Origin of the sequence: Pseudomonas sp. SWRI22 (genome assembly GCF_014268395.2) — a bacterium.
GTDB lineage: Bacteria > Pseudomonadota > Gammaproteobacteria > Pseudomonadales > Pseudomonadaceae > Aquipseudomonas > Aquipseudomonas paracarnis.
The window spans coordinates 1916221-1938254 of the sequence record NZ_JABWQK020000001.1 but is presented as its reverse complement, the minus strand read 5'-3'; the positions used below and the strand labels follow the sequence as shown (position 1 = coordinate 1938254).

Here is a 22034-nt window from a genome sequence, read left to right as displayed (position 1 = left end):
GGCGCATTTAGCCACCCCCAATGGGCTCAACGGTGGTCCGTACCCTCGCGTTTGCGCTATACTCGCCGCCCTTTTTTGACTCACCTGCCAGGCGATTTCCCATGACCCACCAGGCCGCCGAAGTCGCGAAACGCCGCACTTTCGCCATTATTTCCCACCCCGATGCCGGTAAAACCACCATCACCGAAAAGCTGTTGCTGATGGGCAAGGCGATCGCGGTAGCCGGCACGGTGAAATCGCGCAAATCCGACCGCCATGCCACCTCCGACTGGATGGAAATGGAAAAGCAACGGGGTATTTCCATTACCACGTCGGTCATGCAGTTCCCCTATCGCGAGCACATGATCAACCTGCTCGACACCCCTGGGCACGAAGACTTCTCCGAAGATACCTACCGCACCCTCACCGCGGTGGACTCGGCGCTGATGGTCCTCGACGGCGGTAAAGGCGTCGAGCCACGTACCATCGCGCTGATGGACGTGTGCCGTCTGCGTGACACGCCGATTGTCAGTTTCATCAACAAACTCGACCGCGATATCCGCGACCCCATCGAGCTGCTGGATGAAATCGAAGCCGTCCTGAAGATCAAGGCCGCGCCGATCACCTGGCCGATTGGTTGCTACCGCGACTTCAAGGGCGTGTACCACCTGGCCGACGACTACATCATTGTCTACACCGCCGGCCACGGTCATGAACGCACCGAAACCAAGATCATTGAAAAGCTCGACTCCGACGAAGCCCGCGCCCACTTGGGTGACGAGTACGACCGTTTCGTCGACCAGCTGGAACTGGTGCAGGGCGCCTGCCATGAGTTCAACCAGCAAGAGTTCCTCGACGGTCAGTTGACCCCGGTGTTCTTCGGTACCGCCCTGGGCAACTTCGGCGTCGACCACGTACTGGACGCCGTCGTGGACTGGGCGCCGCGCCCGCTGGCCCGCGTCGCCAACGAGCGCACCGTGGAGCCGGTGGAAGAGAAGTTCACCGGCTTCGTGTTCAAGATCCAGGCGAACATGGACCCCAAGCACCGCGACCGTATCGCCTTCATGCGTATCTGCTCCGGCCGCTACGAAAAAGGCATGAAGATGCGCCATGTGCGCACCGGCAAGGACGTACGCATTGGCGATGCCCTGACGTTCTTCTCCTCCGAGCGTGAACAGCTCGAAGAAGCCTACGCCGGCGACATCATCGGTTTGCATAACCACGGCACCATCCAGATCGGCGACACCTTCACCGAAGGCGAAGCGCTGGGCTTCACCGGTATCCCGCACTTCGCCCCGGAATTGTTCCGCCGCGTGCGCCTGCGTGATCCGCTCAAATCCAAGCAACTGCGCCAGGGCTTGCAGCAATTGGCCGAAGAGGGCGCCACCCAGGTGTTCTTCCCCGAGCGCAGCAACGACATCATCCTCGGCGCGGTGGGTGTGCTGCAGTTCGACGTGGTCGCCAGCCGCTTGAAAGAGGAATACAAGGTGGAGTGCTCCTACGAGCCGATCACCGTGTATTCGGCGCGCTGGATCGATTGCAGCGATAAGAAGAAGTTGGAAGAGTTCTCCAACAAGGCCGTGGAAAACCTGGCGATCGACGGCGGTGGTCACCTGACTTACCTGGCCCCGACCCGGGTCAACCTGGCGCTGATGGAAGAGCGTTGGCCGGATGTGAAATTCCGCGCGACCCGCGAACACCACTAAGGTCTGGGCGGGTGAAAGAGGGGCGAAGCTGTGATGGCTTCGCCCCTTTTTATTGGCTTCAACTACCCTGGGTCTGGTCTCTATAAGGTTGGAAATTGGCGATAACCCTGCATTGGGTCTAGCTTTCACACAGTGACTGTGAAGGAGAGCACCGTGCGAAATGTTCGATTCGCCATCCATCTGGTGTTGCTGGCAAGCCTGGGAGCGACGACCTTTCCGACTTTTGCCGATACCGGCGCGCCCCAATGGAAAGACACCGGTCCGGTCAGCAAGAAAAAGGCCAATGAGGTCAACTCCGGCAGTTGGCAGCCCCAGGTCCAACCGGCGCCCAAGGAGGATCAGGAGAACCCCTATAACGAAGGGGAAGCCAGTGAAACCTATGACGACGGCGAGACCTGAAGCCTGGCGTAAATCCAGAATCGCGACTAGCGTCAACGCGGGTGGCGGCAAGTTATTGCCGGCAGAGTTCATCTATTGACTGGACGGAATCGACCATGGGTATTGTTCAACGCGTAGTGCTATTGATGAAGGTGCTGGTGCTGTTGTGGTTGGGGATGTCGACGGCCTGGGCGCACGCCCCGGTGCATGGCCCAGAGATGGTGGCGAGTAGCCAGATTTCGGACTTGCAGTTGGCCAAGTCCGAAGCGGAGCCAGGCGATCAAGGCCAGGGTGGCAGCGAAGACGATGACGACTCGACCACCGACGAGCCTGACAGCGACGACGCAGACGAAGGCGATAGCCAGACGTAGGCTCGCCAAGGGGAAGCGTTCCAAACAATCAATGCCTTGGAAGAAACCTCCAAGGCATTTTTATTGGCCGCCCTTTTCTTCAGAACGAAGTGGTCACCGACGCGAAGTAAGCACGGCCCGGCTCATTGTAAGTCTGCGCGCCCGCATCCTCGGCGTTGCCTTTGCGCGACAGGCGCTTGTCCAGCAGGTTGTTGATGCCCACCCGCACGCTCAGGTTTTTGCTGAACTCATAGCCGCTGCTCAGGCCCATCAACCCGTACGGGTCGACGTCCCGCTGGGCGCTGCGATCGTAACTGCTGGCGCTGCGTGAGTTGAGCGTCGGTGCTTCTTGTTTGCCGTAATAGGTGCCGCTGACCTGGAATGACAGCTTGTCAGTGGCTTGCCAGTCCAGCGTGGTGTTAACGGTGTACTTGGGGATGATGCTCAAGGGCTCGCCGGTGTCTTTGTCCTTGGAGTCGATCATATAGGTCAGGTTGGTGTTCAAGTCCAAATCATCGCGCAGGCTGACGAACAGGTTGCCTTCAACGCCCTGTACCAAGGCTGGGCCGCTGTTTTCCCACTCCAATACACGTCGGCCGTTGCCCAGACGGAACGCCGCCTCGTTACTGGCGTTGATCTTGTTCTTGTAGTCATTACGGAAATACGTCGCACTGGTGCGCCAGGTGCCCTTGTCGAAAGCCAGGCCGATTTCCTTGTTGACACTGATTTCCGGCTTCAGGTCCCGGTTGCCCACCAGGTAGCAACCGCCCGTGTTGGCTTCGCTGGCGTTGCAGCCATTACCACGGCTGTAGAGCAAATAGTTCGGGTTGGACTGGTACAGGTTAGGGGTTTTGTAGGCGCGGGCAATGCCGCCCTTGATGCTCAGTTCGTCGGTCAACTGGTGCGAGGCATTGAAGCTGGGGCTCCAGTTGCCGCCGTATTCCTCATGATCGTCGAAGCGCAAGCCAGGCGTGATCACGGTTTTGCTGCCCAACTCGATGTTGTTCTCGGCAAACAAGGCGTAGCTCGAGGCGGTGGTCTTGGTGCTGTTGCGGCTGACGCCCGGGATGGCGGGTACGCCGCCGGTGCCCGGGTCATAGCTTTGCGGGCGCAACGAGCCTGGGTCGTTCATCGACTCGTAGAGGTATTCGCTGCCCAGGGTCAGCACCTGTTCGGCACCGACGCTCAGGGGCAGGTTGACCTGCGCAGTGGCCCGGGTATTACGCAAGCGCGATTCGAAACGACCAGCGCTGGCGGAGGGCGCGCCTTCGCCGGAACCGGCCAGGCCTTCGTTTAGACGTTCGTTGCGATTCAGGTCGTGGGTCAACGAGGCCAGGGTCGAACCCCAATCGAATTCGCCGCGGTGCGTGGCTGAAAAGCTGCTGCGCTGAATCACACTGGTTTCCTTGCCCACCAGGCTTTCCACGAATGCGCCACCGCCGTTGAGCATGGTGTCGCCGGCGAAAATATTGCCCTGGCGGCTGTAGCTGGCCTCCAGGTCGAGGGTTTGCTCAGGAGTGAACTGCCAGCTCAGCAAGCCATTCACGTCTTTATTGCGCACGCCTTCGCGGCCGGCCACCAGCGAGTCCGAGGTCGCCTGCGCTGCGCGGTTGATGTCGGCGTCATCGGCATCGGTCTTGTTCAGGCCGCCATAGACGCGGAACGCCAGGGTGTCGGTCAACGGGCCGCTGAGGTTGAAGTTGGTGCGCTTGCTTGCCCCTTCGGCATCGTTTTCGGGGAAGGCGGTGTAGGCGGTCAGCGAGCCGTGCAGTTGGTCGGTGGGGCGTTTGGTGATGATGTTGATCACCCCGCCCATGGCGCCGGAGCCATAACGGGCAGCAGCCGGGCCGCGCAGGATTTCAATGCGTTCGACTTCTTCGGCCGGTACCCAGTTGGTTTCGCCACGGGTATCACGGTCGCCACTCCAGCCATAACGCACGGCATTGCGCGAGGTCGACGGTTTGCCATCGATCAGAATCAGGGTGTTTTCCGGGCCCATGCCCCGCAGGTCGATCTGACGGTTATTGCCACGGCTGCCGCTGGAACTGTTGCCGGTCAGGTTCACGCCCGGCTCGCGACGGATGATCTCAGACAGGTCGTTGGTGGGCGGGCGCTTCTTGATGTCTTCGGCAGTGATGATCGACACGCCGGGCGCTTGCTTGAGTTCTTCGGCGGCGGTGCCCAGCACGTGCGTCTCGCCCAGCACCAGGGCTTGGGGGGTGCCGTCCACAGGCAGGTCTGTCGCTTCGATCGGCACCTTGTCGCGTTCTTTTTCCACACTCTGCGCCAGCAGCGCGGGGGACGAAAGGGTAGCGATAAACGCCAACGATAGATGGCTGAGCCTGAATTGAGACGACATGTCCACAAAGTCCTTTAGGAGGGGCGATTGAACGAGAGTCGTCTGAATTTTTTCGTGCATCCAGCGCTCTCCATGCGCCGTAATGGTATTGATTCTCAAACAGAAGTAAATTGCATTTACAATCTATACACTTTCCTTAAGGCTCTGGCTCAATGTTTTCAAGGCTGTCGGCTGTGAAGGGCGAGGTTAAATCGGTATGTTCTTTGTTACAAACGCGCAAAAAAAAGCCCCTCCGGCCAGACTGATGCGCAATCTGGCGGGAAGGGCGATGGAACTCATTGAAACCGCGGCCCCTGTAGGAGCGAGCTTGCTCGCGAAGAACGTATGAACACCGCGTTAAACCAGACTACCCGCGTTATCGTTGACGTCTTTCGCGAGCAAGCTCGCTCCTACAGGAGGAGGTTGTGTTGCTTCAGGCCACGAATTGCTCCGCGTAGTGGCAAGCCACCTGCCGGTTATCCAAAGGACGCAACAGCGGCTCTTCACTGCTGCAACGCGCCGTCGCATACGGGCAACGCTTGTGGAACGCGCAGCCAGGCGGCGGGTTCAGTGGGTTGGGCAGTTCGCCGACGATCTTGATCTTCGGCTTGCTCGGGTCTGGGTGAATGGTCGGCGTGGCCGACAGCAGCGCCTGGGTGTAGGGGTGCAGCGGGCGGGCGTAGATGTCTTCCTTGGGGCCCACTTCCACTGGGCGGCCGAGGTACATCACCATCACATCGTCAGCCACGTGCTGCACCACCGCCAGGTTGTGGGAGATGAACACGTAGGCGGTGTTGAATTCCTGCTGCAAATCCATGAACAGGTTGAGCACCTGCGCCTGGATAGACACGTCCAGCGCCGAGGTCGGTTCGTCCGCCACCAGCACTTTGGGTTGCAGCATCATGGCGCGGGCCAACGCGATGCGCTGGCGCTGGCCGCCGGAGAACATGTGCGGGTAGCGCTGATAATGCTCAGGGCGCAGGCCCACTTGCTTCATCATCGCCTGCACTTTCTCGCGGCGTTCGGCGGCGGACAGGTTGGTGTTGATCAGCAGCGGTTCGGCCAGTTGATCACCGACTTTCTGGCGTGGGTTCAGCGAGGCATAGGGGCTCTGGAACACCATCTGCACGTCTTTGCGCAATTGCTTGCGCTGGGCCTTGTCGGCGCCGGCCACTTCTTGCCCGGCAATTTTCAACGAGCCCGACGAGGGCTCTTCAATCAGCGTGAGGGCGCGGGCCAGGGTGGATTTGCCACAGCCCGACTCGCCTACCACGGCGAGGGTTTTGCCGGCTTCCAGCTCAAAAGACACACCATTGAGGGCTCGCACGGTGGCATGACCCTTGAACAGGCCGCGGGACACTTCGTAGTGACGGGTGAGGTCGCGGGCGGTAAGTACGACGGCCATTACGCCACCTCCTGGTTCAGCGGGTAGAAGCAGCGGGCAAGGCTGTGGCTTTTCGGATCAAGGCCCGGCCGCTGGGCGCGGCAGGAGTCCTGCACGTACGGGCAGCGTGGCGACAGCAGGCAACCCTGCGGACGATCGTAGCGGCCGGGCACGATGCCCGGCAACGTGGCCAGGCGCGTTGCGCCGAGGCTGTGCTCGGGAATGGCCTTGAGCAACGCTTCGCTGTACGGGTGTGCCGGAATGTCGAACAGCTGCGGCACCTGGCCGACTTCCACCGCCTGGCCTGCGTACATCACGCACACGCGCTGGGCGGTTTCGGCAACCACCGCGAGGTCGTGAGTGATCAGCACCAGGCCCATGTTCTGCTCTTTTTGCAGGGCCAGCAGCAGTTCCATGATCTGCGCCTGGATGGTCACGTCCAACGCAGTGGTCGGTTCATCGGCGATCAGCAACTTGGGCTCACCGGCAATCGCCATGGCGATTGCCACGCGTTGGCTCATACCACCGGACAATTGATGCGGGTAGGCATCCATTCGGCTGGCAGCGCCTGGGATCTCGACCTTTTCCAGCAGCTCGATGGCGCGTTTGCGTGCTTGTTTGCCGGACATTTTCAAATGCAGGCGCAGCACTTCCTCGATCTGGAAACCCACGGTGTAGCTGGGGTTCAACGCGGTCATCGGGTCCTGGAACACCATCGCCAGGTCTTTGCCGACAATCTGGCGGCGCTGGCGGTTGCTCAACTTGAGCATGTCCTTGCCGTCGAAGTTCAGCGCATCGGCGGTGACGATGCCGGGATGCTCGATCAGGCCCATCAGCGCCATCATGGTCACGGATTTACCCGAACCCGACTCGCCAACGATCGCCAGGACTTCGCCTTTGTCGACGGAAATGTCGAGGCCATCGACCACCGGCACGGCGGTCTTGTCGCCGAAGCGCACGTTGAGATTCTTGATTTCTAACAGTGACATGGGAATCTCCTCAGGCGGCGTTCTTGAGTTTCGGGTCCAGCGCATCGCGCAGGCCGTCACCCATCAAGTTGATTGCCAGCACGCTGAGCAAAATGGTCAAGCCAGGCAGGCTCACGACCCACCAGGCGCGTTCGATGTAATCTCGGGCCGAAGCCAGCATGGTGCCCCACTCAGGGGTTGGCGGTTGTACGCCAAGGCCGAGGAAGCCCAGGGCCGCGGCATCGAGAATCGCCGAGGAAAAGCTCAAGGTCGCTTGTACGATCAGCGGCGCCATGCAGTTAGGCAGCACGGTGATGAACATCAGGCGTGGCAGGCCGGCGCCAGCGAGGCGGGCGGCAGTCACGTAGTCGCGGTTCAGTTCGCCCATCACGGCGGCGCGGGTCAGGCGCACATAGGATGGCAACGACACGATGGCGATGGCGATCACGGTGTTGATCAGGCCAGGGCCGAGGATGGCGACAATCGCCACGGCCAGCAGCAGCGATGGCAGGGCCAGCATGATGTCCATCAGACGCATGATGGTTGGGCCGAGCAAGCGCGGGAAGAACCCGGCGAACAGGCCCAGCAGGATACCCGGGATCAGCGACATCACCACCGACGACAAACCGATCAGCAACGATAGACGCGAGCCCTGGATCAGGCGCGAGAGCAAGTCACGGCCCAGTTCGTCGGTGCCCAGCAGAAATTGCATTTGCCCGCCCTCCAACCACGCCGGTGGTGTGAGCAGGAAGTCACGGTATTGCTCGCTGGGGTTATGCGGTGCAACCCACGGGGCGAAGATCGCGCAGAACACGATCAGCAACATGAACAGCAGGCCGGCGACCGCGCCTTTGTTCTTGGAGAAGGCTTGCCAGAATTCTTTGTACGGGGACGGGTACAGCAGGCTCTGATCGACTGCTGACACTTGAGTAGGTGTGGTCATGGTCATGATCTCAGCGCTGGTGACGGATGCGTGGGTTGGCGAAGCCGTAGAGGATATCCACCACGAAGTTCACCAGGATCACCAGGCAGGCGATCAGCAGAATGCCGTTCTGCACCACCGGGTAGTCCCGCGCGCCAATGGCTTCGATCAGCCATTTGCCGATGCCGGGCCACGAGAAGATGGTTTCGGTCAGTACCGCACCGGCCAGCAGCGTGCCGACTTGCAGGCCGACCACGGTGAGCACCGGGATCAGTGCGTTACGCAGGCCGTGCACGAACACCACGCGGGCTGGCGACAGGCCCTTGGCCTTGGCGGTACGGATGTAGTCCTCACGCAGCACTTCGAGCATCGACGAACGGGTCATGCGCGCGATCACCGCCAGCGGGATGGTGCCGAGCACGATGGCCGGCAGGATCAGGTGGTGCAATGCATCCCAGAACGCGTCCGGCTCGTCGGCCAGCAGGGTGTCGATCAGCATGAAGCCGGTGCGCGGCTCGATGTCATAGAGCAGGTCGATACGCCCGGATACCGGGGTCCAGCCCAGGCTTACCGAGAAGAACATGATCAGGATCAGGCCCCACCAGAAGATCGGCATCGAATACCCCGCCAGGGAGATGCCCATCACCCCATGGTCGAACAGGGATCCTCGCTTGAGTGCCGCGATCACCCCGGCCAACAGGCCCAGGATACCGGCGAACAACAGCGCGGCCATGGACAGCTCCAGGGTCGCGGGGAAGAGAGCGGTGAATTCGGTCCACACGCTGGTGCGTGTGCGCAGCGATTCGCCAAGGTCGCCCTGGGCGAGCTTGCCGACATAGTCCAGGTATTGCGCATACAGCGGCTTGTTAAGGCCAAGGCGCTCCATTGCCTGTGCGTGCATTTCGGGGTCAACCCGTCGCTCGCCCATCATGACTTCTACGGGGTCGCCTGGAATCATGCGAATCAACGCAAAGGTCAGCAACGTGATGCCGAAGAACGTGGGGATCAATAACCCCAGTCGGCGGGCAATAAAACTAAACATCTTGGTGTGTACCTCAATCAGCCGGTTAGGCAGGTCCGGCACCGTCAGTGTCGACGGTGCCGAGCGTTTTTCTTATTTACTTCACCTGGGTGGTGGCGAAGTTATTCGTACCCAGAGGGCTTTGGATGAAGCCTTCTACGTTCTTGCGCATGGCGGTGAACAGTTTCGGGTAAGCCATGGGAAGCCATGGCTGGTCCTTCTCGAAGACATCTTGTGCTTGTTCATAGAGCGCGGCCCGTAAGGCCGGTTCCTTTTCCGCACGAGCTTTGTCGATCAAGTCCTGAAACTCTTTGTTACACCAGCGCGCGTAGTTTTCGCCGTTTTTCGCCGCATCGCAACTCAGGTTCGGGGTGAGGAAGTTATCCGGGTCGCCGTTATCACCGACCCAGCCTGCCGACACCATGTCGTGCTCGCCGTTTTTAGCGCGTTTGAGCATTTCGCCCCATTCCATGACTTTGATATTGACCTTCAGGCCAACCTGCGCCAGATCCGCCTGCATACGCTGGGCGCCGAGCATCGGGTTAGGGTTTGTCGGGCCGCCGCCGTTACGGGTGAACAGCGTGAACTCGGTGCCTTCCGGCACGCCGGCTTCCTTGAGCAGGGCGCGCGCCTTATCCAGGTCGCGCGGTGGGTTTTTCAGCTTTTCACTGAAACCCAGCAAGGTCGGCGGATACGGGCCGGTGCCCACGACTGCATTGCCTTTGCCGAACAGCGCTTCGGTATAACCGGCCTTGTCGAACGCGATGTTGATCGCGTGACGTACTCGGGCATCGCTCATGTATTTGCGAGTGGTGTTCAATGCGGTGTAGCTGGTGGTCATCGCCGCCAGTTCATCGACCTTCAGGTTCGGGTCTTTCTTGATGCTTGGAATGTCATCCGGCTTGGGGAACAACGCGATCTGACATTCGTTGGCCTTGAGCTTTTGCAGGCGCACGTTGTTATCGGTGGTGATCGCCAGAATCAGCGGGTCGACCGCCGGCTTGCCGCGGAAGTAGTCCGGGTTGGCCTTGAAGCGCGCCTGGGCATCTTTCTGATAACGATTGAAGACGAATGGGCCAGTGCCGATAGGCTTGGCGTTGAGGTCTTCAGTTTTACCGGACTTGAGCAACTGGTCGGCGTATTCCTTCGAGTGGATTGAAGAGAATGCCATACCCAGGTCGGCCAGAAACGGAGCTTCCGGACGGGTCAAGGTAAAGACGACGGTGTGATCGTCGGTCTTTTCTACGCTCTTGAGCAGTTCCTTGAACCCCATGCTTTCGAAGTACGGGTAGCCCACGAGGGACTTGTTATGCCACGGGTGATTCGGGTCCAGCTGGCGCTGGAAGCTCCAAAGCACATCATCGGCATTCAGGTTGCGCGTGGGTTTGAAATAGTCGGTGGTGTGGAACTTGATGTCGTCACGCAGATGGAAGGTGTAGGTCAGGCCATCGGCGCTGATTTCCGGCAGGTCTTTGGCCAGGGCAGGGACCACTTCAGTGGTGCCGGGCTTGAAGTCCACCAGGCGGTTGAACATGGTTTCAGCGGCGGCGTCAGCAGTCACAGCAGTGGTGTACAGGACCGGGTCGAAACCTTCCGGGCTGGCTTCGGTGCAGACCACCAGCGGTTTGGCCGAAACGCCGATCGCCACGCTCAACAGCGCAGCGGCCATGGCGGCTTGTAGTGGGAGCATTTTCATTCAGAGCCCTCTGCAATCGATGGAGCCAGAAAAGCGTAGGCGGCGGGCTCGTCCTGAGCTCGCCGCCTGCCTGGCGCTAATTAAAGGATGTTGAACGGGATGGTGGTGACCAGACGGAACTCTTTGATGCTGCCGTCGGACTGGAACTCGCTGCCACGGTGCTCAACATAGGTTGCGCGCACGGTGGTGGCTTTGAGTGGGCCGCTCTGCAGCGCGTAAGAGGCGCCTACACCGTATTCCTGGTGCTTCTCGCCGTCCTGGGACTGGATGCCGTCATAAGCAAACTTGGCCCGGCCATTGTTGCCGGTGTAGTGGGTACCGTCGATGCCCCAGCCGCGTGCCGAGTAAGCGTTGAACTTCAGGCCGGGTACGCCGTATTCAGCCATGTTGATGGCATAGGCGATCTGGAAGGATTTCTCGTTCGGGCCGTTGAAGTCAGACGTCAGGGAGTTGGCCAGGTAGATACCGTTGGTTTCGTGCAGGTAGTCGAAGTACTCGTTACCGTTCACTTGCTGGTAGCCGAAGGTCAGGCTGTGTGCCTGGTGAGTCAGGCCCAGGGAGAGGGAGAAGGTATCGTTGTCGATTTCCCCCATTTCTTTTTTGCCTTCATCGACAGTCTTGTAGTAGTTGAAGCCGGTGGTCAGGCCCAACTGCTGCGCGTCACCCAGCTCGTGGGTGGCGCCGAAGTAGTACTGGTTCCAGAAGTCCTTCACGTTGGCGGCGAAGAAGCTGGTTTTCAGGCTTTTCAGCGGCTGGTAGTTCACACCCAGGGTCGACACTTTGTCGGTTTCTGCGCCATTGCCGTATTCGCTACGGAATTTCGACAGGCTCTGCTCGCTACGTGGCGAAACGCGGTCGAACACGCCGCCCTGGAACGACAGGTTGCTGAATTCTTCGCTGTTAAAGCTCACACCCTGGAAGCTCGAAGGCAGAGCACGGTTGCCGATGGTGTCGACGATGCCGCTGCTGAAGTTCTGGCGACCGGCGGTCAGTGTGGTGTTGGACACGCGGAATTGCACGTTGGCCAGGCCCAGTTTGCTCCACTGGTCTACGGCGTCACCGTTGGAGTCGGCCAGGGTACGGTTGGAGCCGCCTTTGATATCACGCTTGCTGCGATCCAGCACCAGGGCGTTGTACACCGCCACTTCAGTCTTGACCCCTACGGTGCCCTGGGTGAAACCCGAGCTGGCGTTGAGGATGGTGCCCTGCACCCAGTTGGTACGGTTGCGATCGGTCAGGGTCTGGCCGTGCTTCTGGTACGAGAAGGTGCCCCCACGGTATTTGCTTTCATGGGAGTACCAGTTACGCGTGGTGCCGCCCAGGCTGAAATCTTCGATAAAGCCTTTGGCCTCGCTTTGGGCGCTGGTGCCGGCCAGGGTGGTAGGAACGAAGTCCTGGCTTTGCGTTTCAGCGTAGGCGGTGGCCGTGATGCTGCTGATGGCCAAGGCCAGAAGCGCTTTGCTGCTCAGTTTCATGGGTGAAGCTCCTTTGGTTCTCTTTTTTAATGCCGGTCTTTTTGGGTGATCCGGCTATTGGGTGTGGAACTCGTTCAAGCTATTGCAAACGTTTGGCGTAGGAAATTTCCCAACAAAAGCCTGCACGTTTGCCGGGGAGCGTATTTCGCTCCCCGCCATCCGGTTATTTTCTTATGGGTTGATGCTGACGCCCGAGAACACGTTGCGGCCGAAGGGGCTTACCTTGAAGCCCTCGACTTTGGCGCTTAACGGCTGGTTGACCGTCGAGTGGGCGATGGGCGTGATCGGCACCTGCTGCTTGAGCAATTGCTGCGCCTGTTTGTACAGAACAGTCCTTTGTTCGCGGTCGGTCACGACCTTGGCTTGCTTGATCAGCTTGTCGTACGCCGGGTCGCACCACATGGAGTAGTTGTTCCCGCCGATGGCGTCGCAGCTGTAGAGGGTGCCGAGCCAGTTGTCCGGGTCACCGTTGTCGCCGGTCCAACCGATCAGGCTGACATCGTGCTCACCGTTCTTGGTGCGCTTGATGTACTCACCCCATTCATAGCTGACGATCTTGACCTTGAGGCCGATCTTGGCCCAGTCGTTCTGCAGCATTTCCGCCATCAGCTTGGCGTTGGGGTTGTACGGGCGTTGCACTGGCATGGCCCACAGGGTGATCTCGGTGCCTTCCTTGACCCCGGCGGCCTTGAGCAACTGCTTGGCTTTTTCCGGGTCGTAGGTGGCGTCCTTGATGCTGTCGTCGTAGGACCACTGCGTCGGCGGCATGGCGTTGACCGCCAGTTGCCCGGCGCCCTGGTACACAGCATTGAGGATGCTCTGCTTGTTCACCGCCATGTCCAGCGCCTGGCGTACTTCAAGCTGATCGAATGGCTTGTGGCGCACGTTGTAGGAGATATAGCCCAGGTTAAAGCCCGGCTTGGTCAGCAGTTGCAGGTTCGGGTCGGCCTTGAGGGCCTCGACATCGGCAGGGCGTGGATGCAAGGTCACCTGGCATTCGCCGGCCTTGAGCTTCTGTACGCGTACCGAGGCGTCGGTGTTGATGGCGAAGATCAGTTGGTCCAGCTTGACGCGGCTCGGGTCCCAGTACTGCTTGTTGCCCACGTAGCGGATCTGCGAGTCTTTCTGATAGCGCTGGAACACGAACGGGCCAGTGCCAATCGGCTTCTGGTTGATGTCGCTGGGCCGGCCTTGCTTGAGCAACTGCTCGGCGTATTCCGCCGAAAGGATCGCGGCAAAGCTCATGGCGATGTTCTGCACGAACGCGGCGTCGACCGTGTTCAGCGTCATCACCACGGTGTACGGGTCGGTTTTCTCGACCTTGGCGATGTTCTTGTTCAGGCTCATCCCGTTGAAGTACGGAAACTCGGTGGGGTAGGCCTTGCGGAACGGGTGTTCGGGGTCAAGCATGCGGTTGAAGGTGAACAGCACGTCGTCGGCGTTGAAGTCCCGTGTCGGCTTGAATTCCTTGTTGCTGTGGAACTTCACCCCTTCACGTAGGTGGAAGGTGTAGGTCAGGCCATCCGGGGAAATATCCCACTTGGTTGCAAGCCCAGGGACGACGTCGGTCGCGCCTTTTTCGAACTCCACCAAACGGTTATACAAAGGTTCCGCCGCATCGTTGTCGGTCGCGGTGGTGTATTGCGCAGTGTCAAACCCTGCCGGGCTGCCTTCGGAGCAGAACACCAGGCTCTTTTTCTCGGCGGCTTGGCCCATGGTGGCCATGGCCAGCAGGCTGGTGGCAAACAGAGCGGATACAACGGTGGTATGGCGCATGACGATCCCGGTCCTTGTTTGTAGTTATCAACAGCGAGCCTTCCTGCTGGCTTACAGCTAGGCAGACATCACTGATCCCACACACAGCAAGTGCCCTTCCCAGAGTGATGCCTCTGCTGTCCTACGACCTTATGGGGCGCTGACCTTGCAGTAAATGCGTCAATTCTGACTGACCTTGTAGGCAACGGAGGCACGGGTCGCAGTTCATTGCTGTAAGACGGCAACGCTCGCAAACGTAGTCTGTTTCCTAAGGTCCAGGCGGATGGAATAACGGCGACGTTATGAAACGTCGCCGTTATTGAACCTTACTTGCCGCTGACGCTAACGCCGTAGAAGGAGTTCAAGCCAAACGGGCTGATCTTGAAATCCTGCACGGTATTACGCATGGGTTGATACACCGTCGAGTGCGCGATAGGTGTCATCGGGACTGCATCTTTGAGGATATGTTGCGCCTGCTTATACAGCTCGGTGCGTTTGGCGACATCCGATGTGGCCTTGGCTTCTTTAACGATGCCGTCGAATTTCTTGTCGCACCATTTGGAGAAGTTGTTGCCCGACAGCGAGTCGCAGCCGAACAGCACGTTCAGCCAGTTGTCCGGGTCACCATTGTCGCCGCTCCAGCCAATGATCATGGCCTGGTTCTCGCCGCCTTTGGAGCGCTTGATGTACTCGCCCCACTCGTAGCTGACGATGTTGACCTTCAGGCCGATCTGTTTCCAGTCGTTCTGCAGCATCTCGGCCATCAATTTGGCGTTGGGGTTGTAGGGGCGCTGGACCGGCATGGCCCACAGGGTGATCTCGGTGCCTTCCTTGACGCCAGCGGCCTTGAGCAATTCCTTGGCCTTGGCAGGATCGTACTTGGCATCCTTGATGGTGGTGTCATAGGACCACTGGGTCGGCGGCATGGCGTTGACTGCCAGTTGGCCGGCACCCTGGTACACGGAGTCGATGATCTGCTGCTTGTTCACCGACATGTCCAGGGCTTCACGGACGCGCAGGTCAGCCAGCGGGTTCGCGGCGGTCTGGCCCTTGAGTACTGGCATGACGTTATAGGCGATGTAGCCCAGGTTGAAACCGGCCTGGTGCGGCAGTTTCAGGTCCTTGTCCTCACCCAGCGCCTTGAGGTCGGCCGGACGTGGGAACAGGGTGATCTGGCATTCGTTTTTCTTGAGCTTCTGGATACGCACCGACGGGTCGGTGGTGATAGCGAAGATCAGGTTATCGATCTTCACGTCTTCAGGTTTCCAGTAGTCCTTGTTGCCGGTGTAGCGAATGTTCGAGTCTTTCTGGTAGCTCTTGAACACGAACGGGCCAGTGCCGACCGGCTTCTGGTTGATGTCGGCAGGCTTGCCTTCCTTCAACAACTGCGCAGCGTATTCGGCGGACTGGATCGAGGCGAAGCTCATGGCCAGGTTCTGGATGAACGCGGCGTCCACGGTGCCAAGGGTGAACTTGACGGTGTGGTCATCGATTTTTTCGATGTTCTTGATGTTGGTGTCCATCCCCATGTCCGTGAAGTACGGGAACTCGGTGGGGTAGGCCTTACGGAATGGATCGTCTTTATTGATCATCCGGTTGAAGGTAAACAGTACGTCGTCAGCCGAAAATTCACGAGTTGGCTTGAAGTACGGGGTGGTATGGAACTTGACGCCTTCGCGAAGGTGGAAGGTGTACGTCAGGCCATCCGGGGACACGTCCCAGCTAGTGGCCAGGCCAGGAACGACGGCGGTGCCGCCACGTTCGAACTGGCTCAGGCGGTTGAACATGGTTTCGGCCGAGGCATCGAAGTCTGTTCCGGTGGTGTACTGGCCTGGATCAAAACCGGCCGGGCTCCCTTCGGAGCAGAACACCAGGTTAGTTGCCGCAAGGGCTACGGGGGCTGCGGCCATAAGGCCAGCGCTCACTAATAACGGAAGGACTGCGTGTTTAAGCATGTTGGCCTCATGATTTGTTGTCATTTTTGGTGGTGAGGGCGACCTCGTGAGTCGGCCTGCGGATACTAATGCAGGCGCCATACCCAATGCAAGATGTAGAGCGGTTGCAAAGGGAAAACTGTGGTACGAACGTACAGGAATGTCGCAATTATGAAAGTTTCGACACAAAAGTGCCTGTTTGGAGGGTTTTTTCGGTGCAAATGGCGCACCAAAAAAGCCCAGCCGAGGCGTCTAGCGCACTCGGTTGGGGCGCGGCTGTTACTTATCTAGACCCACACCGTAGAACGGCGTTAGCCCAAACGGGCTGATCTTGAAGTCACGCACTTGCTTGCGCATAGGCTGGAAAACCGTCGAGTTCGCAATAGGCGTTATAGGTACTTGTTCCTTAAGGATTTTCTGTGCCTGCTGATACCACTTGATGCGCTGCTCGCGGTCGCTGCTGACCTTGGCTTGCTGCACCAGCTTGTCATACGCCGGGTTACACCATTTGGCGTAGTTGCTGCCCTTGACCGCAGCACAACTGTAGAGCACGCCCAGCCAGTTATCGGGGTCGCCGTTGTCGCCGGTCCAGCCATAAATCATTGCATCGTGTTCGCCATTTTTGGCGCGCTTGATGTATTCGCCCCACTCATAGCTGACGATGTTGGCCTTGATGCCGACCTTGGCCCAATCCTGTTGAATCATTTGTGCAGACATCCGCGCATTCGGATTTGAGGCGCGTTGTACGGTCATTGCCCACAGGTTGATGGTGGTACCTGGTGCAACCCCTGCTTCTTTTAGTAGCAACCTTGCCTTGGTCGGGTCGTAGGGGGCGTCCTGGATTTTCGGGTCATAAGACCACTGCGCGGGAGGTAGTGCGTTCTGCGCCAATTGCCCGGCGCCCTGGTACACGGCCTTGATGATTGCGGGCTTGTCGATGGCCATGTCCAGTGCCTGGCGAACCTTGAGTTGATCCAGCGGCGGGTGAGTCACGTTATAGGCCAGGAAGCCCAGGTTGAAGCCCGCTTGTTGCAGTACGCGCAGGTTGGGGTCTTGCTTCATCACCTCGATATCGGCGGGGCGCGGGTAACCGCTGACCTGGCATTCGCCCGCCTTGAGTTTCTGCAGGCGCGCGGCGGCGTCCGGGGTGATGGCGAACACCAGGTTATCGAGCTTCACGTCCTCGGGATTCCAATACTGTTTATTGGCCACATAACGGATCTGCGAGTCTTTCTGGTAGCGCTTGAACACAAACGGCCCGGTGCCGACCGGTTGCTGGTTGATCTGCTCCGCCTTGCCTTGTTTCAACAACTGGGTGGCGTATTCGGCCGATTGCACAGAGGCGAAGCTCATGGCCAGGTTTTGCACGAACGAAGCATCGACCGTGTTCAGGTTGAACCGCACGCTGCGCTCGTCGAGTTTTTCGACGTTCTTGATCGTGGTGTTCAAGCCCATGTCGGTGAAGTAGGGCGACTCTGAGGGGTAGGCCTTGCGAAACGGGCTGTCGGCATCGAGCAGGCGATTAAAAGTGAACAGCACGTCATCGGCGTTGAAGTCACGAGTCGGGGTGAAGAAGTCGGTGGTATGGAACTTGACGCCTTCACGCAGGTGAAAGGTGTAGGTCAGGCCATCCTTGGAAACATCCCAACTGGTGGCCAGGCCAGGTTCGACTTCGGTACCGCCGCGCTTGAACTGGGTCAGGCGGTTGAACACGGTTTCGGCGGACGCATCGAAATCGGTGCCGCTGGTGTATTGGCTGGGGTCGAAGCCGGCGGGGCTGGCTTCGGAGCAGTAGACCAGGGTGGTGGCTGCCTGGGTCATTGGTATAAAGGCCAATAGGCCGGCAGCAAGGAGGAGCGGTTTCAAGGCGATTCTTTCCATGGGTACCCCAGGAGTGGCACAAGACGGCGGTTACCGAGGTTACCGCCGCCGTGGTTTTTCTGGTAGTCACGACCTATTTCAGGTTTGCAGTCACCGTTGTGCTTAAGGTAAAGGGCGCATTTTTATCGATGATGTAAGGGTTTGCACTCTCCTCCAGTTGGTTGCTTTCTTCAATCCGCAAGGTTCTCTTGGCACTGATCTCGACATTCGGAATTTGCGCAGCCTCTTTATCCAAGTCGAGCAGCATCATTTTTGCCTCAAATTTGACTTGGGTTTGACTCATCGCCGGGTCGTAAATGATTGTGTAGTGTGTGTCCTTGCCTTTGAAGCCGATATGACCCTGCAGTTGGTTATACAGCTCCACTGACGTCGGGGCGACACTACCCTGGTGAGCGATTTCGGATATTCGCGAGCGTAGGGCCGAGTCGGGGATCGCTTCCTCAAATTGCTTCAGGCGCTTGTTTAATGTTTCATCATTCGCGCTTCCCGTTGCATCCAACTCGACAGTGGTGTAACTGCCGTCAGGTTGCTTTATTTGGACGGTGTAGCGGTCACGGTTCAGGTCTTTTAGAAAGATTGGCGAGTAGTCCGTCGAACTGTATTCATTGGGCTGTGCTCTTTCGTCCGGGAAAACCTCAAAGTTCTTCTCTTCGGTCGTCGAGGTCACCGTAAGCTTTCGTTTAATGACGCCCTGCTCTTCAACGTTATTGATCGATTGCTCATAGTGAGCAGTACTATCGCTTTTGAAGATTTCGTCAAATTTGTCAGCGCCAGTTGTTTTTGGGTTACCCAGAACTTCGAAACCATCTGAAATTTTGGGAGGTGTTTTCAGGTCGTTAGTTGGCGTGGGCAACGGCGTACGGTCCCATGGCCACTTGCCGCCGACGGTACCGCGTCGGCTCCATACTCCCGCTTCATCAGGGTTTGCAATAATTGCGCTACTTACTAGCTTCGATGGATCCTTGGGGTCCCGCACACGTAACACGTAGTTTATCCCGTCGCCAGCATCAGGCTTTTCGGCCACGAAATATTTCCGCCCGTTGAACTCAATGTCTCGCATTCCCGGAAAGGATGAAATCTCTGGAACTGCTAACACTTGCGGTATGGTTTTGGGCGCGACGGAGGGCGTATCAGGATTGCTTGTCGGCTTGGGAAGGCGCGGCAGTTCTTTTTCTGCGGGCAGTGCAAAAGGGTCTTCCGGCACAGCACTGGCACCGTAGGAAAACACTGTATTGAGTAAGCCATCGAACGCTTTGGAGGCGCCCTCATCCCGCTCTGTCACGGTGTCGCCAGACGAGGTTTTTTCTGCCCCTAGCACCACCTCGGTCAACCCGGCCGCCACCGCTGCGGCGGCTACGGGCGCGGCGATGGGCGCGAGTTTGACCAGCAGGCCGGCGGCTACGGTGATGTCGTTCAGCCACGTATCGCGAATCACCTCGCTGTCGGACTTGATGACTACATCGGCGTCACTGTTCATCCGTTCTTTGGCGGCCGTCGCCAATGTGGAAAAAACGTCGTCTTTAATGGCAGCGTGGCTGCGGTCAATCGCTGACCCCTTCAACTCACCACTGGCCATTTTCGCCAAGAGGGTGTCCAGGCCATCCTTCTTTTCGCCCACATGGGTGAACCACAGAATGGGCATCAGTACTTTTGCCGCGCGCTCAGCAAAGCTCTTGGTCTGGTCCTGGCGATAGATCATCGGGAAGTGAGCCGCCAGTGCTTCGCGTTTTGCAGGGTCCTTGGCTTGCTCGAGCAGCCACTGATCCAGCTTCTCAATAGAATCAAAGCGCAAGAATGCGGGTTCGGCGCCCGGTATATAGAGCACTTGCCGGCCACCGTCCGCAGCGCTGAATCTCACTATATCGCTGGACGTAACCCCGTGGAGGCTCAGGGCATGCGCTTGAACGTTGCCGTTTGCCGGTGCTTTGGCCTTGAGTTGTTCCACGGTGATCGGGGCGTTTTCATCGAGCGTAAGGTTGGACACAGCACCCATCACCAAACGGTAGTCGTCACGGGTGAACTGGTGCTCGGGCGCTTGCAAGGAACGTTCAAGAGGGGGTCTGCTCTCGGCGCTTTTCAATTGCTTGCGGGCCTGGAAGATGAATTCACCTTTGATCGTCGTCTCATACTCGTCGTTATGCGTGCTCCAGAAGTGGTCAATCTTCTGGGTCATTTGGGTCTGAAAGTCGGTTTTCCAGCTTTCATGCATCACTTGGGACGGCTTGAGGTCGATTTGATTGTGTTTGCCGTAGCCGCCTTTTTCGCTTTGCCCAGCAGGCTGGGTATACAGCCCCGCTTCCAGGTCCAGGTTGCCGGGCACCCAGTCGTGCTCGGAGAAGTTCTTCAGCAAGGCGTCGGGCAAGCGCAGCGAAGACCAGGGTTCTTGAAAGGTGTGTTCCCAGCCGGTCGCAGTGTCTGCGCTTTCGCCACCTTTGAAACGGTTCAAGTACACGGTGTCGGAGTCGATAGGTTTGCCCGTGAGTTTGAGCAGCAGGTCATCCGCCCACTTTTTGGCCTCTGCCCGCGTATTGGGCAGGTTGTCGGCGACGTCAACGGCCAGGCGCTTGTAAGCCAAGGCTTGTGGTGCGGTGCTGTAGTAGTTGGCGGCGTTGTGTTTTTGCACCTGCAGCGCCTGTGGCGAGCGGCTGCTGGCAGGGCGCAGGCGGTCATCGGCGGGGATAGGATCGAAGGTGTCTTTGTGTTCCAGGTGCCTTATTTGTGTTCGAGCCTGTGACAGCTTTTGGGGAAGGGGCACACCTTCAAAGTTGGCCACCACTTTTGCGCTGACCTTGATGGAGTCCTTGCCCAGCCTCACACGTAAATCACCGTTATTTCCAGGGGCGATAACTTTTGCGGCGTCCTGCAATGGTCCTGAAATTTGTCCCCAGCCTGATGAATCCGAGAGATGGAAGGTTTTAGCTTTGCCCTCGACCATGGCGGACAAGGTACCTGTAGACGGGTTGATTGAAAGCAAGGTGTCCGGGGCGAAGTGTTGTTCCTGCAGCCAGCCTTGTACCACGGCGTTTTCCAAATGCATGCGATACAGCCCAAGCCACTGGCCCAGAGTGCTCTGGGGCGGCACGGTTATAAGCCCGGCATTGCCGTGTAACACCTTACGTTGTGCGGCCTCGAGATAGGCCTTGAGCAGTGCTGTTTCGTCGGGGTGGGCGGTTTTTGCAGCGGGCGGTGTCGCCTGCGCTTGAATGGCCGACGTCGGTTTGGCGACTACGAGTGGCAGCGATAACCTGTGGGTTGAGTTGAGTGACAGGGACATAAATTCGGCTCTCATTGTATGAATAAATGCCAGCACATCCCTCCCTGGTAGCTATGGCAGTAATGAGTCGTGGAAGCCGGGCACTTGATTCCTGCGAGATGTACTGCTGGATATGACGTGGCGCTAACGCGCAAAAAAAAGGCGCAAGCCCCGTGGGGTTGCGCCGTTGTCCTGTCTAAAAAAGTTACTGTAAAACTTCGATCACGCCGTCGGCGCTCATGTTGACCTGGCTGGTGCCGGCTTCCACTTCAGGCGTCGGTGCTGAATCGGCCATGGCGGCTTTCATCATCATGCCGCCATTGCGGGCGTAGGGCATCGGGTAGCCATTAGTGTTGAAGTTCAGGTTGACGATCTTGTAGCCCTTGCCACCGAGTGCATCGGTAGCCAGTTGCGCACGCGCCTTGAATGCAGCCACGGCATCTTTGAGCAGCGCATCTTCGCTGGCCTTGCGCGTGGCATCGGCGATGGCGAAGTCCATGCTGTCCATCTTCAGAGTGTTGAGCAGCTCGCCGGTAAGTTTGGACAGTGCCGGGAAGTCCGCGCTTTCCATACGCAGTTCTGCACGTTCACGCCAGCCAGTGATCTTCTGGTTCTTGCTGTCGTAGATCGGGTAGCTGTTGCGGCTGCCCTGGCGCAAGGTCACGCCTTTGACTTCGCGAGCCTGGCCCAGCGCCTGGTTCAGGGTGGTGGTGATTTCGGCCGCGAGCTTGGCCGGGTCGGCGTTTTGCGATTCGGTGTAAAGGGTGACGATCATCTTGTCGCGGGCCACTTCCTGGCTGACTTCGGCGCGCAGGGAGATCTGGTTGTAATTCAGTGCATCGGCGGCCATAGCCGGCAGGCTGGCCAGGGCGCTGGCGCTGAGGGTGAGAACAACTGCACTGCGAGTGAAACGAGACATGGAAGCTCCTGGGGATATTCGTGTTCGGTAAGACTGTAGACGTAGCCTTGGGGTTCGTCGGGTTTACCCAATACA

15 protein-coding genes are annotated in these 22034 nt (G+C 58.6%); 3 read left to right on the top strand and 12 right to left on the bottom strand.

Going from position 1 to position 22034, the window contains the following annotated elements; translation table 11 throughout:
- The first annotated feature begins 101 nt into the window (after positions 1–101).
- The 3 genes from HU730_RS08485 to HU730_RS08475 all read left to right on the top strand — a co-directional run bounded on the left by HU730_RS08485 (position 102) and on the right by HU730_RS08475 (position 2434).
- Positions 102–1685: a peptide chain release factor 3 gene (locus HU730_RS08485; RefSeq protein ID WP_034126275.1), complete on the top strand. Its 1584-nt coding sequence runs from the start codon at positions 102–104 to the stop codon at positions 1683–1685.
- Between the two features lie 153 nt (positions 1686–1838).
- A complete protein-coding gene (locus HU730_RS08480; protein ID WP_072447037.1) occupies positions 1839–2084 on the top strand; it encodes a hypothetical protein in 246 nt (81 codons plus the stop codon).
- Between the two features lie 95 nt (positions 2085–2179).
- Entirely contained in the window at positions 2180–2434 is a 255-nt protein-coding gene (locus HU730_RS08475; protein WP_089041383.1) for a hypothetical protein, read from the top strand.
- 79 nt (positions 2435–2513) lie between these two features.
- On the opposite strand, the gene HU730_RS08470 is transcribed toward HU730_RS08475, so the two are convergent.
- From HU730_RS08470 to HU730_RS08415, 12 genes are all read right to left on the bottom strand, one after another.
- The gene (locus HU730_RS08470) at positions 2514–4772 is read right to left on the bottom strand and encodes a TonB-dependent siderophore receptor (RefSeq protein ID WP_186527583.1); all 2259 of its coding nucleotides are present in this window, start codon (positions 4770–4772) and stop codon (positions 2514–2516) included.
- 412 nt (positions 4773–5184) lie between these two features.
- Entirely contained in the window at positions 5185–6156 is a 972-nt protein-coding gene (locus HU730_RS08465) for a peptide ABC transporter ATP-binding protein (protein ID WP_003188483.1), read from the bottom strand.
- Positions 6156–7124 (bottom strand): ABC transporter ATP-binding protein, encoded by a 969-nt coding sequence (locus tag HU730_RS08460; RefSeq protein WP_034126279.1) that lies wholly within the window; start codon positions 7122–7124, stop codon positions 6156–6158. The genes HU730_RS08465 and HU730_RS08460 overlap by 1 nt, the downstream gene beginning before the upstream one ends.
- A gap of 10 nt (positions 7125–7134) precedes the next feature.
- Positions 7135–8046 (bottom strand): ABC transporter permease subunit, encoded by a 912-nt coding sequence (locus HU730_RS08455; protein WP_003188486.1) that lies wholly within the window; start codon positions 8044–8046, stop codon positions 7135–7137.
- Between the two features lie 10 nt (positions 8047–8056).
- Complete coding sequence (locus HU730_RS08450) at positions 8057–9067, bottom strand: ABC transporter permease subunit (RefSeq protein WP_003171721.1); 1011 nt, start codon at positions 9065–9067, stop codon at positions 8057–8059.
- 76 nt (positions 9068–9143) lie between these two features.
- Positions 9144–10742, bottom strand: coding sequence for an ABC transporter substrate-binding protein (locus HU730_RS08445; RefSeq protein ID WP_034126280.1), 1599 nt, complete (start codon positions 10740–10742; stop codon positions 9144–9146).
- An 80-nt stretch (positions 10743–10822) separates the two neighbouring features.
- The gene (locus HU730_RS08440; protein ID WP_003188488.1) at positions 10823–12217 is read right to left on the bottom strand and encodes an OprD family outer membrane porin; all 1395 of its coding nucleotides are present in this window, start codon (positions 12215–12217) and stop codon (positions 10823–10825) included.
- A 171-nt stretch (positions 12218–12388) separates the two neighbouring features.
- Complete coding sequence (locus HU730_RS08435; protein WP_034126281.1) at positions 12389–13993, bottom strand: ABC transporter substrate-binding protein; 1605 nt, start codon at positions 13991–13993, stop codon at positions 12389–12391.
- A gap of 305 nt (positions 13994–14298) precedes the next feature.
- Positions 14299–15927, bottom strand: coding sequence for an ABC transporter substrate-binding protein (locus tag HU730_RS08430; protein ID WP_034126282.1), 1629 nt, complete (start codon positions 15925–15927; stop codon positions 14299–14301).
- 258 nt (positions 15928–16185) lie between these two features.
- Positions 16186–17787 (bottom strand): ABC transporter substrate-binding protein, encoded by a 1602-nt coding sequence (locus HU730_RS08425; protein ID WP_186527582.1) that lies wholly within the window; start codon positions 17785–17787, stop codon positions 16186–16188.
- A gap of 73 nt (positions 17788–17860) precedes the next feature.
- Positions 17861–21061 (bottom strand): DUF6543 domain-containing protein, encoded by a 3201-nt coding sequence (locus HU730_RS08420; protein WP_186527581.1) that lies wholly within the window; start codon positions 21059–21061, stop codon positions 17861–17863.
- Positions 21062–21245: 184 nt separating this feature from the next.
- Positions 21246–21959: an SIMPL domain-containing protein gene (locus tag HU730_RS08415; RefSeq protein WP_034126285.1), complete on the bottom strand. Its 714-nt coding sequence runs from the start codon at positions 21957–21959 to the stop codon at positions 21246–21248.
- Between the last annotated feature and the right edge of the window lie 75 nt (positions 21960–22034).

Bases quoted from the DNA above. Each gene is read 5' to 3' on its own strand.
- HU730_RS08465 (WP_003188483.1), bottom strand. From the start codon at position 6,156: ATGGCCGTCGTACTTACCGCCCGCGACCTCACCCGTCACTACGAAGTG.
- HU730_RS08430 (WP_034126282.1), bottom strand. From the start codon at position 15,927: ATGCTTAAACACGCAGTCCTTCCGTTATTAGTGAGCGCTGGCCTTATG.
- HU730_RS08440 (WP_003188488.1), bottom strand. From the start codon at position 12,217: ATGAAACTGAGCAGCAAAGCGCTTCTGGCCTTGGCCATCAGCAGCATC.
- HU730_RS08445 (WP_034126280.1), bottom strand. From the start codon at position 10,742: ATGAAAATGCTCCCACTACAAGCCGCCATGGCCGCTGCGCTGTTGAGC.
- HU730_RS08415 (WP_034126285.1), bottom strand. From the start codon at position 21,959: ATGTCTCGTTTCACTCGCAGTGCAGTTGTTCTCACCCTCAGCGCCAGC.
- HU730_RS08455 (WP_003188486.1), bottom strand. From the start codon at position 8,046: ATGACCACACCTACTCAAGTGTCAGCAGTCGATCAGAGCCTGCTGTAC.
- HU730_RS08475 (WP_089041383.1), top strand. From the start codon at position 2,180: ATGGGTATTGTTCAACGCGTAGTGCTATTGATGAAGGTGCTGGTGCTG.
- HU730_RS08485 (WP_034126275.1), top strand. From the start codon at position 102: ATGACCCACCAGGCCGCCGAAGTCGCGAAACGCCGCACTTTCGCCATT.
- HU730_RS08470 (WP_186527583.1), bottom strand. From the start codon at position 4,772: ATGTCGTCTCAATTCAGGCTCAGCCATCTATCGTTGGCGTTTATCGCT.
- HU730_RS08420 (WP_186527581.1), bottom strand. From the start codon at position 21,061: ATGTCCCTGTCACTCAACTCAACCCACAGGTTATCGCTGCCACTCGTA.
- HU730_RS08460 (WP_034126279.1), bottom strand. From the start codon at position 7,124: ATGTCACTGTTAGAAATCAAGAATCTCAACGTGCGCTTCGGCGACAAG.
- HU730_RS08450 (WP_003171721.1), bottom strand. From the start codon at position 9,067: ATGTTTAGTTTTATTGCCCGCCGACTGGGGTTATTGATCCCCACGTTC.
- HU730_RS08435 (WP_034126281.1), bottom strand. From the start codon at position 13,993: ATGCGCCATACCACCGTTGTATCCGCTCTGTTTGCCACCAGCCTGCTG.
- HU730_RS08425 (WP_186527582.1), bottom strand. From the start codon at position 17,787: ATGGAAAGAATCGCCTTGAAACCGCTCCTCCTTGCTGCCGGCCTATTG.